Here is a 12,032-nt window from a genome sequence, read left to right on the forward strand (position 1 = left end):
TAAGCGCTACATCCGGAAAACGCCGAAGGTCGTCTCCGGGATAGGGGCGTTGAGACTGGCCGAGATTGCAAGCCCCAGCACGTCGCGGGTTTGAGCCGGGTCAATGATCCCGTCATCCCATAGCCGCGCCGTGGCGTGATACGGGTTGCCCTCATCTTCGTAGCGCTGGCGGATCGGCGCCTTGAAGGCTTCAGCCTCTTCCGGCGTCCACTTGGCCGCGTCGCGCGGTGGACGGTGGCCAGCACGCTGGCGGCCTGCTCACCGCCCATCACCGAAATGCGGCTGTTGGGCCAGGTGAACAGGAAACGCGGGGAATAGGCCCGTCCGCACATGCCGTAGTTGCCGGCGCCGAAGCTGCCGCCGATCAGCACGGTGAACTTCGGGACCTCGGCCGAGGCGACGGCGGTGACCAGCTTGGCGCCGTCCTTGGCGATGCCGCCGGCCTCATACTTGCCGCCGACCATGAAGCCCGAGATGTTCTGCAGGAACACCAGCGGGATCTTCCGCTTGCAGGCCAGCTCGATGAAATGCGCGCCCTTCAGCGCGCTCTCGCTGAACAGCACGCCGTTGTTGGCCAGGATCGCCACCGGCTGGCCCCAGATGCGGGCGAAGCCGCAGACCAGCGTCGTGCCGTACAGCGCCTTGAACTCGTCGAACTTGGAGCCGTCGACGATACGGGCGATGACCTCGCGCACGTCATAGGGCGCCCGGACATCGGTCGGAACGACACCGTAGAGTTCTTCGGGATCGTACAGGGGCGGCTCGGCTTCGGCGAGGACCAGCTCCTGCGGCTTGGTCGTGTTCAGGTTGGCGACGATCGCGCGGACGATCTCCAGCGCGTGCTCGTCGTTCTCGGCGACGTGGTCGACGACGCCCGAGCGGCGACCGTGGGTCTCGGCCCCACCCAGCTCCTCTGCGCTGATGACCTCGCCCGTGGCCGCCTTCACCAGCGGCGGGCCGGCCAGGAAGATGGTGCCCTGGTTGCGGACGATCACCGTCTCGTCGCTCATCGCCGGGACATAGGCGCCGCCGGCGGTGCACGAGCCCATGACGCAGGCGATCTGCGGGACGCCCGCCGCGCTCATCCGCGCTTGGTTGAAAAAGATGCGGCCGAAGTGGTCGCGGTCTGGGAAGACCTCGGCTTGGTGCGGCAGGTTCGCCCCGCCGCTGTCGACCAGATAGACGCACGGCAGGCGGTTCTGGGCGGCGATCTCCTGGGCGCGCAGGTGCTTCTTCACCGTCATCGGGAAGTAGGCGCCGCCCTTCACCGTGGCGTCGTTGGCGACGATCATCACCTCGCGCCCCGACACCCGCCCGACGCCGCAGATGATCCCCGCCCCCGGCGCCTCGCCGCCATAGAGGTCGCAAGCGGCCAACTGGCCGATCTCCAGGAAAGGCGAGCCGGGGTCCAGCAGGCGCTCCACCCGCTTCCGGGGCAGCAGCTTGCCACGCGAGGCGTGACGCTCGCGGGCGCCCTCCGGACCGCCCAGCGCCGCCTCGGCGACCTTGGCGCGCAGCTCGGCGACCAGGGCGCGATTGTGCGCGGCGTTGCGGGCGAAGGCGTCGCTGGACGCGTCGATAACGGAGTTCAACTTCGGCATGACCGACGCTTAGCCTTTTCCACCCATCCCCGGAAGTCGGAGTTTTTTGGACCCCAAAGCCGAAGATTCAGGGCCAAAACCGTTCTTAGTCATTTTATCTTAGAGAGCAATGATTGCGCCCGAAGCCGCGCTTGGGGTCAAGCCTGCCGATCAGCGCGAGGCCGTTTACAGCTTCGCCCCGGGCGCTCTACCGTCCGCGCCGTGGAAACGCCCCTGCCTGATGACTCGGCCCTAGCGCGCCTTTTCGCCCGCGAGCGGCGAAAAGGAACGGCGGCGTGGTTTTCGCTGCCCGGCGGCGCCACCCTGTTCGAGCCTGGCGAACCGGCCGATCAGCTCTACTTCCTGAAGACCGGACGCCTCGGCGCTTTCCGCCGCGAGGATGGTCAGGAGCCGCAGTTCCTGGGCTTGATCCGCCCCGGCGAACCAGCCGGCGAGATGGCGATGATCGGCGACACCGCCCATTCGGCCAGCATGGTCGCGCTGCGCGACAGCGAGATGCTGGCCATGCCGCGCGATATCTTCTTCGAGGCGGCCGAGGAGGACCCCAGCGTCCTGCTGGAGCTGTCGCGGCTGATGATCCATCGGGCGCGGCAGGCGCGAAACCAGCCGGCGGTCGGCGATCCCTCGGTGTTCGGCTTCATCGCCGTCGAGCCCGGCGCGCCGATCCGTCCGGTCGTGGAGCGGCTGAGCCGCTGCATCGAGAACCTGGGCTATACGGTCACGGTTGAGGGCGGCGAAGCCCTGCTGGCGCCGACCGAGTGGTTCGGCAATGTCGAGCACGCTCACGACTTCGTCCTCTATGTCGCCGAGGCCGACGAGACCGCTTGGAAGCACGTGGTCGGCCGTCAGGTCGACCGTCTGTTCCGGGTGGGACGCGGCGATCGCCCGCCGCCGACGGTCATCCCCAGCTATGCCTCGGGTCCGCTGCAGGCCCAGCGCCTGGTCGACCTGATCCTGCTGCAATCGGCCAGCCTCGATCGGCCGCACGGCTCCGAAGCCTGGGTGGCCGCAACCCAGCCCGCCCGCCTTTTCCATCTGCGCGAGAACGGCGTGGCCGACCTGCAGCGCCTGGCCCGAGTCATGACCGGTCAGTCGGTGGGGCTGGTGCTCTCCGGCGGCGGCGCGCGCGCCTACGCCCACATCGGCGCCATCCAGGCCATGCGGGAGCGGGCCATACCGATCGACTTCGTCGGCGGCGCCTCGATGGGCGCGATCATCGCCGCGGGTCTGGCCATGGGCTGGGACGACGGCGAGATGGAGGCGCGGATCAAAAAGGCCTTCGTCGATTCCAGCCCCCTGGACGACATCGCCTTCCCGATGATCGCCATGACCCGCGGCGAAAAGGTCAAGGCCAGGCTGGAAGAGCACTTCAGCGGCGTCGAGATCAGCGATCTTTGGCTGCCGTTCTTCTGCGTCTCGTCGAACCTGACTTCGGGCGCCTATCAGCTGCATCGCACCGGCGAGCTGCAGGCGGCGCTGCGGGCTTCGATCGCCCTGCCCGGCGTCATGCCGCCCGCCACCGACCATGGCTCGGTGCTGGTGGATGGCGCGGTGATGAAGAACTTCCCCGCCGACGTGATGCGCGCCCTACAGCCTGGGCCGATCGTCGGCGTCGACGTCACGCGCGGTCGCAGCATCACGCCCGAAGACCTGGTCACGCCGCCGTCGCTCTGGAGCTGGATCGCCTCGGGCGAGTGGCGGCGGGGCCCGCCGATCGTGGCCCTGCTGATGCGGGCGGCTACGGTCACGTCCGGCCGCGACATCACCGCGGCCCGCGAGGCCACAGACGTCCTGATCACGCCCAAGCTGGAAGGGGTCGACATCCGCGACTGGCGGGCCTTCGAACCCGCCGTGAAGGCCGGACACGTCGCCGCCGGCTTCGCGCTCGACACTCTGCGCCAGCCCGTCACGACGCTTCGCCGCCGCCTCAGTCTGCGCGAACGGCAGGCCGCCTCGAGTCGTCCTTAGCTGCGGCCTCTTCGGCCCTCGACTCTGGACGCGCAGTTATAGATGGCCGAGCGCCCGCTCCTATACCTACCGCATGCGACAATCAGACACCGTGCAACTTCGCGGTTTGTGAAGAATTCTTCTCATAGGCGAAGATTCGTCATATGGTTTAGTCAGGTCTCCGGCAGAGGGGCCCCAGGGAAGGATTTCACGCGGAATGGCCACGCAAATTCATCTGGCGCCCGGTGGCGCCCCGGTCCCGACTCCGAGCATCCGGCGGATCAGCTTCGATCGCCCTCTGGCGGTCGGCGCCGCCATGGCGATGTGGGTCCTGATCCTGATCGGTCTCCGTCTGCTGACGCTCTGACCGCGACCTCGCGTCGCGCACGCGCCCTCTTCCCATCGCGGCAAGAAGGCCCATATCCTCCCTGTGTTGTTCAACTACTGAAAGGAGGTGATCCAGTGTCTCATTGTCTCCAACCGCGGTCGCAAGTCGTGACCTGGAGCCTGAAGAGCGAGGTCTCCGCCTGAAGCGTTGAGCGCCGAAGGTTTCATGTCACGCGCTGCGCAAGCGGCTACGACGATGGAAGGGCCGTCCCGATCGGGGCGGCCCTTTTTCATGGCCTGTATCAGGCGCCGATCAGCTCGCGACCGATCAGGAAGCGGCGGATTTCATTGGTGCCGGCGCCGATATCGTAGAGCTTGGCGTCGCGCAGCAGCCGCTCGACCGGCCATTCCTTGGTGTAGCCGGCGCCGCCCAGGGCCTGAATCGCTTCCAGCGACACCTTCACGGCGTTCTCGCTGGCCATCAGGATCGCGCCGGCCGCGTCGAAACGCGTGGTCTTTCCAGCGTCGCAAGCCCGCGCCACGGCGTAGACATAGGCCCGAGCCGAGCTCAGGGCCACATACATGTCGGCGACCTTGCCCTGCATCAGCTGGAAGCCGCCGATCGGTTGGCCGAACTGCTTGCGGTCGCGCACATACGGCAGGACGATGTCGAGGCAGGCCTGCATGATGCCCAGCGGCCCCGCCGCCAGCACCGCGCGCTCGTAGTCGAGGCCGCTCATCAGCACCCCGACGCCGCCGCCGACCGGGCCCATGACGTTGTCTTCCGGGATCTCGCAGTCCTCGAACACCAGCTCGGCGGTGTCCGAGCCGCGCATGCCCATCTTGTCCAGCTTCTTGGAGACGCTGAAGCCCTTCATCCCCTTCTCGACGAGGAAGGCGGTGATGCCGCGGGTCCCCTCCCCGGTCTTGGCGTAGACCACCAGGGTGTCGGCGTGAGGGGCGTTGGTGATCCAGAACTTCGTGCCGTTCAGGACATAACGGTCGCCGCGCTGCTCGGCGCGCAGCTTCATCGACACGACGTCGGAGCCCGCGCCGGCCTCGCTCATCGCAAGCGAGCCGACGTGCTCGCCGCTGATCAGCTTGGGCAGATAGCGGCGCTTCTGCTCGGGGGTGCCCCAGCGACGGATCTGGTTGACGCAGAGGTTCGAGTGCGCGCCGTACGACAGGCCCACCGAGGCCGAAGCGCGGGAGACCTCCTCCATCGCCACCACGTGCTCGAGATAGCCCAGGCCCAGGCCGCCAAACTCCTCCTCGACCGTGATGCCGTGCAGGCCGAGGTCACCCATCGGGACCCACAGCGACCGCGGGAAGGTGTTGGTTTCGTCGATCTCGGCGGCCAGCGGCGCGATGCGGTCGGCGGCGAAGCGGGCGGTCGTCTCGCGGATCGCGTCGGCGGTCTCGCCCAGCGCGAAGTCCATCGTGGGTGCGAAATTCGTCATGATAGTCCTCCCATAGCACGAACGCCCGCGGATCAACGAGACCCGCGGGCGTTCTTGCTCAGCTTCCCCAGAGTAAGGGAAGTTCTTATTCGCCCGCCCTGTCCGGCCCCGCCAGTCGGCGCAACAGAAGATACGCCGAAACCACGAAGCAGATGGCGCCGATCATGCTCGCGCCATAGCCGAACAGCCTGACCTGATCACCGGCCCCGGCCGCGACGGTCAGGATCCACAGGACGCCGCCGCCGAACAGCGCAAGGCCCAGCAGTCCGAGGACGATCAGCAGGCTCGCATTGCTCGAACGCGCCGCCTTCCGACGACCGCCGGCGATTTCGGCCGCGGGCGAAAGCTCGGTTGCGGCGCTGGTCGAGAAGCCGTCGAGATTGAAGGCCGACCCACCGTCCGCCGACGGGCTGAACAGCGTCGGCTCATTGGCGACGGGACCCGGCGCGAAAGCCTCCACGGTCGCCGGCTTGTCAGGAGCCTGAGGCGACGGGCGGAAGGGCGTCAGCTCGACCGGCATGTCCGGGAACAGGACGGGCCCCGGCGCGGCGCCGGCGGCCTTCCCGGTTTGGGGCGCGGGCGGCTCTGGCAGGCCAAGGTCCGGCTGCGCCTTGCTGGGCGGCGTTTCCGCCTCGGCGAGGATGGCCTCGAGCCGCGCGCTGACGGCGGCGGCCGACTGCTCGGTCGCGGTCGGCCTGTCCTCTTCCGGGACAACGATGCTGAACGGCAGGTCGCCTTCGCGGTGGGCGACGACGCGGTCGCCGTCGGTGCGGGTGCTGACCGTCGCCGGCGTCTGCTTCGGGATCGCGTTGCTGGCGTCGTAGTCGATCTTCGGCCGCAACACGGGACTGGGCGCGGGCACCCACTCGCCGTTCGCCGGCGTCAGGAACAGGGTCTTTTCAGCCGAACGGCGACGAACCAGGGCGTCGATGACGATGCGTTCGCCCTCGAAGTCGGCCTTGCGCCACATCTCCATGGCGCAGGCGGCCTGCAGCAGCGAACCTTCGTTGATCCGGCGCAGCACGCCCGAGCGCACGAAGTTCTCGATCCCGATGTTGAAGGCGAAGCAGACCAGGGCGTCGAATTGGTTCTGGGTCAGCGGCGTGTAGGTGTGTTCGTTGACCGAATGGGCCACCGAGATCAGGTCATAGAGCAGCAGCGCCTCGGCGTCCTTTTCCGAGACAGTCGCGCCCGGGCGCGCGGTCAGCGTGTGGCCATAGCCGATCGTCCAGCGTCCATCGGGAAGCTGGGCGGACGTCTGACGGTAGCCCTCGAATCTCTTGATGAGATCGACGGCGGCGCGGGAGACCTGATGACGCGGTTTCATCGCCTAGTTTGACCCAAATTGAGACAGACGCGGGTGCGCTCGCCTGTCCCGGCGCAAGGTCCGCGCCAGTTTGGCCGGATTCCTCAGTGCAAAAGCAGGGACGCGATCAGCAGTACCGCGAAGAACCCCGTGAAGTCCGTCAGGAAGGTGACGAAGATCGACGAGGACACCGCAGGGTCGCGCCCCATCTTCTCCAGCGCTAGCGGCATCAGGATGCCGCCGACCGCTGCGGTGAAGATGTTGGCCACCAGCGCCGCCCCGACGATGATCGCCAGCTTGTCGTGGTGATCCGCAGGCCCGAAGAACAGATAGGTCGCCGTTCCCATCACCACAGCAAGACACAGGCCATTGACCAGGCCGACCAGCAGCTCGCGCAGGATGATCCGGCGGGCGTTGGCCGTGGTCAGCTCCTTGCTGGCCAGGGCGCGCACGGCGACGGCCAGGGTCTGGGTGCCGGCGTTGCCGCCCAGGGACGAGACGATCGGCATCAGGATGGCCAGGGCCACCAGTTGAGCGATCTCGGCCTGGAAGATGGCGACGCCGCTGACCGCCAGGGTCGCGGTGGCCAGGTTCAGCATCAGCCACGGCAGGCGCGATTTGACGATCTCGACCACCGAGGCGTCGCGACCGGCGTCGGACACGCCGGCCAGGGCCAGGATGTCTTCCTGGGCCTCGTCGCGAATGACCTCGACGATGTCGTCGACGGTGATCTGGCCGACCAGGCGACCGCCCGGCTCGATCACCGGGGCGCTGATCAGGTGGTATTTGTCGAAGATGTAGGCGACCTCTTCCTGGTCCATGTCGACCGGGATTTCGGTGACGGCCTCCATCAGCTCGGCCAGCGGCGTCTCGCGCCGGCTGCGCAGAAGGATGCTGATCGGGATGGCGCCGACGGGCTTGAAGGTCGGATCGACCACATAGACGTCGAAGAACAGTTCGGGCAGCGTCTCGCCCGCCTCGCGGACGTGGTCGATCGTCTGGCCGACCGTCCAGAACTCCGGCGCGGCCAGGAACTCGCGCTGCATCAGGCGGCCGGCCGTCTCGTCCTCGTAGGACAGGGTGGTCTCGATCGCGGCGCGGTCGGTTTCGCCCATGGCGGCCAACACCTGGAAGCGCTTGGTGTCGTCCAGGTCATCGATGACGTCGGCGGCGTCGTCGGTGTCCAGTTCCTCCAGCGCGCGGGCCAGGGTCACGGACGGCGTGGCTTCCAGGACCTCCTCGCGGATGTTGTCCTCGAGCTCGGAGATGATCTCGCCCAGCGCCTCGGGATCCAGCAGCGGGATGATCTGCTCCCGATAATCGGCGGTCAGGAAGCCCATCAGGTCGGCGACGTCGGCCGGGTCCAGTGCGCCCACCAGCTCACGCAGACGCTTGGAATCACCGCTGTCGGCGGCGTCCACCACCATCTCGACATATTCGGGATTGAGGGCGTAGTCCTCGCCAAGGGCCAGGTCTTCCAGCTCCTCGGGCGTCTCGGATTTGGCCAGCGGAATGTCGTCCAGCACGTCGTCGGTCAGTTCGGCGGTGTCCCGGGTCATGGGGGCCTCCTGAGCTCTTAGAGCGCGTGGGTTCGTGCTGCTTGGTCCGATGAAGCGACCCCGAGGCGAAATCAGGGCCAGAAACGATTAGAGCGCCCCTTGCGAGTCGGAAACCGATTTCGCCGGAGCGCCCTATTCAAGTTCACCTGGTGCGGTCGAGAAGACTCGAACTTCCACATCTTGCGATACAGCGACCTCAACGCTGCGCGTCTACCAATTCCGCCACGACCGCTCGTGGTGAGGGGCGGCACGTAGCAAACTGAATCGGCTTTGGGAAGTCGGAAGTTCGAGTATGTCGAACTTCTCTGTGCGACGAATTACGCCCCGCCCGCCATGTAGTCGTAGACGTCGGCCGCGCGGGTCACCTGGATGGCGATGCGGTCGTCGCTGATCTGGATTTCGCCGCGGGCGATCGGGTGGTTGTTGGCCAGGATCCAGACCTCGTCGTTGGTCTTGGCGTCCAGCGGGATCACCGCGCCACGGCCCATGCGCAGCAGTTGCTGCATCGGCAGGATCGAGCGGCCCAAAAGGACGGAGATCTCGACATTGACGGCGTTGACCTGGGTCACGAAGTAAGGCCCCTGAACTGACACGCGACCAACCGGGTCGCCGCGTCCAAGATTGCAAGATTAGGGCCGTATGCTTGCGCTCCCGTTAAACGCTGAAAACACTGAACTTCCGACCATGAGGCGCGATGACGCAGCGCCCGTGGGGTGGGCGGTTTCGACCGACTACGTGGATTACCCGGCAGCCGTTGCCGCCATGGAGGCGCGCGCCGGCGCCATCGCCGACGGGACGGCGGGCGAGCTCGTCTGGCTGCTGGAGCACCCGCCGCTGTACACCGCCGGCGTCTCGGCCAAGGCGGGCGACCTGCTGACGCCCGACCGCTTTCCGGTGTTCGAGAGCGGCCGCGGCGGGCAGTTCACCTATCACGGCCCCGGCCAGCGCGTGGCCTATGTGATGCTGGACCTGACCAAGCGCGGGCGCGACGTGCGCGCCTTCGTCGCGGCGCTGGAGGCCTGGATCATCGATGCCCTCGCCGCCTTCAACGTCACTGGCGAGCTGCGCGACGGCCGCGTCGGCGTTTGGGTCGAACGCAAGGGCGCGGGCTGGAGCCGCGAGGACAAGATCGCCGCCATCGGCGTCAAGCTGCGCCGCTGGGTCAGCTTCCACGGAATCAGCCTGAACGTGGAGCCCGACCTCTCGCACTTCTCGGGCATCGTCCCGTGCGGCCAGACCGAGCATGGCGTGACCAGCCTCGTGGACCTGGGCCTGCCGGTGACCCTGGACGAGGCGGACGCGGCGCTGAGGGTGAGCTTTACGAAGGTGTTCGGAGCGGTCGAGGAGGCGGCGACGCCGGTCTAGGACGGACGACCTAGATCGAAATCGTCTTCAAGGGATTGGGCCCATAGCGGTTCGCGCCCTGCTCGCCGCCCATGACCCCCAGCTCGACCACCGCCCAGGCGATGACCAGGCAGAACATGAAGTCCAGGAAGTGCTCGGGCTGCGGCCAGACGGCGATGAAGGCCACCAGGATGAGCAGCGCCCACCAGCCGGATCGACCGCGATCGTGCAGCCGCTTGGACAGCACGCAGGCGCCCGAGAACAGAAGGGCCGGATAGACGACCCAGCCGGTCAGCCAGTGCAGGGTGTAGCCGGCGATGGCCTCGTACAGCACCGCCACGCCGATCAGGATTCCCGCGGCGACCAGGAACGGCGTGCGCGATAGCCGGCCGTTCGACGACAGGAACAGCTCCGCCCACTCGCTACGTTCGCTCATGCTCGCCTTGGCTCCGACTCGGCGTTCAATCTCGTCGCCAATCTAAGCGCAGCTTCAGGCGAACTCCACCAGCACCTCGTCGGCCGCGACCGGGTCGCCGCCCTTGGCGTTGACGGCCTTCACCACCCCGTCGCGTTCGGCGCGGATGATGTTCTGCATCTTCATGGCCTCGAGCACGCAGACCACCTCGCCCTCGCGGACCTGCTGGCCGGCGGCGACGTCCATCGAGACCACCAGGCCCGGCATCGGCGAGAGCACGAGCTTGGAGGTGTCGGCCGCCTGCTTTTCCGGCAGCTTGTCGTGCAGTTCGGCCGAGCGCGGCGTCAGCACCAGCACACGCGCCTTGGCGGCGCGGTGGCGGATGGTGAAGCCCTCGGCGGCGGGCGTCGCCTGGACCGTGAAGGTCTTGCCGTTCAGGGCGGCCTTGAACACCGGCTTGCCTGGTCGCCAGTCGATGTCGGTCAGGCTCAGGACCCGGCCCTCGTCGAGCAGTTCGACGGTGATGTCGCCCTCCCCCGCAACCTTCACCCTGCGCTTGGCGTGGCCGACCGAGACGACCCACTCGTCGCGCGGCGTTGAGGCCAAACCCGCGGCGTCGGAGCGCGCGCGGGCCGCGTAGACGCGCTGCATGGCCGCACCGACGGCGGTCAGAATGTCCAGCTGATCGGGCGTGGGCTCCGTGCCGTTAAAGCCCTCGGCGAACTCGTCCTTGATGTAGTTGGTCGAGATCTTGCCCGAGCGGAAACGCTCTTGGTCCATCACCGCCGCCAGGAACGGGATATTCTGGCCCAGGCCCTCGATGTGGAAGTCCTCCAGCGCCCGCCCCATCCCGTCGATCGCCGCGATCCGGGTCGGCGCCCAGGTGCAGAGCTTGGAGATCATCGGGTCGTAGAACATCGAGATCTCGTCGCCCTCGCGGACGCCGGCGTCGTTACGGACCTTGTAGCCGTCCTTGTCGCCTTCCGACGGCGGATCGTAGCGGACGAGGCGACCGATGCTGGGCAGGAATTTGCGGTAAGGATCCTCAGCGTAGATCCGGCTCTCGATGGCCCAGCCGTTGATCTTGAGGTCCTTCTGCTCGAAGGCCAGCTTCTCGCCCCAGGCCGAGCGGATCATCTGCTCGACGAGATCCAGACCCGTGATCAGTTCGGTGACCGGGTGCTCAACCTGCAGGCGGGTGTTCATCTCCAGGAAGTAGAAGCTCTTGTCCTGCCCGGCGACGAACTCGACCGTGCCGGCGCTGTCGTAGTTCACGGCCTTGGCCAGGGCGACGGCCTGGGCGCCCATGGCGGCGCGGGTCGCCTCGTCCAGCAGCGGCGACGGCGCTTCCTCGATGACCTTCTGGTTCCGGCGTTGGATCGAGCATTCGCGCTCGAACAGGTGAACGACGGCGCCGTGCTTGTCGCCCAGCACCTGGATCTCGATGTGGCGCGGACTTTCGATGAACTTCTCGATAAAGATCCGGTCGTCGCCGAAGCTGGCCTTAGCCTCGGCCCGCACGGCCGGGAAGCCTTCCTCGACGTCCTGGCGGGTCCAGGCGACGCGAATGCCCTTGCCGCCGCCGCCAGCCGAGGCCTTGATCATCACCGGATAGCCGATCTCCTCGGAGATCTTCACCGCCTCGGCCGTGTCGGCGATCTCGCCGATGTGTCCGGGCACGCAGGAGACGCCGGCCTTTTGCGCGAACTTCTTGCTCTCGATCTTGTCGCCCATGGCCGAAATGGCGCCGGGGTTGGGACCGATGAAGACAATCCCCTCATCCGCGCAACGCTGGGCGAAGCCGGCGTTCTCGGACAGGAAACCGAAGCCTGGGTGGACGGCCTGGGCGCCGGTCTGCTTGCAGGCGGCGATGATCTTGTCGGCGACGAGATAGGACTGAGCGGCCGGCGAAGGCCCGATGTGCACGGTCTCGTCGGCCATCTCGACCGCCAGGCTGCCGGCGTCGGCGTCGGAATAGACCACCACCGTGGCGATCCCCAACCGACGGCACGTCTTGATGACGCGAACGGCGATCTCGCCGCGGTTGGCGATCAGGATCTTGCTGAACATCGG

The 12,032-nt window shown here is 67.2% G+C and carries 9 protein-coding genes, 1 tRNA gene and 2 pseudogenes; 4 read left to right on the plus strand and 8 right to left on the minus strand.

The genetic code is table 11. From position 1 onward, the window contains the following. Positions 1-6: 6 nt before the first annotated feature. A pseudogene (locus CSEG_RS14125) lies at positions 7-1,601 on the minus strand (carboxyl transferase domain-containing protein). Between the two features lie 201 nt (positions 1,602-1,802). Between CSEG_RS14125 and CSEG_RS14130 the strand changes: the two are divergent. The 3 genes from CSEG_RS14130 (at position 1,803) to CSEG_RS22625 (ending at position 4,079) form a co-directional block, all read left to right on the plus strand. After that, complete coding sequence (locus tag CSEG_RS14130; protein ID WP_013079920.1) at positions 1,803-3,569, plus strand: patatin-like phospholipase family protein; 1,767 nt, start codon at positions 1,803-1,805, stop codon at positions 3,567-3,569. Positions 3,570-3,765: 196 nt separating this feature from the next. Further along, complete coding sequence (locus CSEG_RS22620) at positions 3,766-3,915, plus strand: hypothetical protein (RefSeq protein WP_013079921.1); 150 nt, start codon at positions 3,766-3,768, stop codon at positions 3,913-3,915. Between the two features lie 77 nt (positions 3,916-3,992). Then, on the plus strand, positions 3,993-4,079 hold the full coding sequence (locus CSEG_RS22625) for a hypothetical protein (RefSeq protein WP_106907315.1): 87 nt from the start codon (positions 3,993-3,995) through the stop codon (positions 4,077-4,079). Positions 4,080-4,177: 98 nt separating this feature from the next. On the opposite strand, the gene CSEG_RS14135 is transcribed toward CSEG_RS22625, so the two are convergent. From CSEG_RS14135 to CSEG_RS14155, 5 genes and pseudogenes are all read right to left on the minus strand, one after another. Next, on the minus strand, positions 4,178-5,338 hold the full coding sequence (locus CSEG_RS14135) for an isovaleryl-CoA dehydrogenase (RefSeq protein WP_167535159.1): 1,161 nt from the start codon (positions 5,336-5,338) through the stop codon (positions 4,178-4,180). An 82-nt stretch (positions 5,339-5,420) separates the two neighbouring features. Beyond that, positions 5,421-6,662 (minus strand): lysozyme-family localization factor SpmX, encoded by a 1,242-nt coding sequence (spmX, locus tag CSEG_RS14140; RefSeq protein WP_013079923.1) that lies wholly within the window; start codon positions 6,660-6,662, stop codon positions 5,421-5,423. Between the two features lie 83 nt (positions 6,663-6,745). Beyond that, positions 6,746-8,200 (minus strand): magnesium transporter, encoded by a 1,455-nt coding sequence (mgtE, locus tag CSEG_RS14145; protein WP_013079924.1) that lies wholly within the window; start codon positions 8,198-8,200, stop codon positions 6,746-6,748. Positions 8,201-8,347: 147 nt separating this feature from the next. Beyond that, positions 8,348-8,432 (minus strand) — tRNA-Leu (locus CSEG_RS14150). Between the two features lie 85 nt (positions 8,433-8,517). After that, positions 8,518-8,827: pseudogene (locus tag CSEG_RS14155) on the minus strand (FliM/FliN family flagellar motor switch protein). 12 nt (positions 8,828-8,839) lie between these two features. Between CSEG_RS14155 and lipB the strand changes: the two are divergent. Next, a complete protein-coding gene (lipB, locus tag CSEG_RS14160; protein ID WP_013079926.1) occupies positions 8,840-9,565 on the plus strand; it encodes a lipoyl(octanoyl) transferase LipB in 726 nt (241 codons plus the stop codon). Between the two features lie 10 nt (positions 9,566-9,575). Here lipB and CSEG_RS14165 read toward each other — a convergent pair whose 3' ends face one another. Next, entirely contained in the window at positions 9,576-9,980 is a 405-nt protein-coding gene (locus CSEG_RS14165; protein WP_013079927.1) for a DUF805 domain-containing protein, read from the minus strand. A gap of 54 nt (positions 9,981-10,034) precedes the next feature. After that, entirely contained in the window at positions 10,035-12,029 is a 1,995-nt protein-coding gene (locus CSEG_RS14170) for an acetyl-CoA carboxylase biotin carboxylase subunit (RefSeq protein WP_013079928.1), read from the minus strand. Positions 12,030-12,032 lie beyond the last annotated feature (3 nt).

The sequence above is a fragment of the Caulobacter segnis ATCC 21756 genome (genome assembly GCF_000092285.1).
GTDB classification, from domain to species: domain Bacteria; phylum Pseudomonadota; class Alphaproteobacteria; order Caulobacterales; family Caulobacteraceae; genus Caulobacter; species Caulobacter segnis.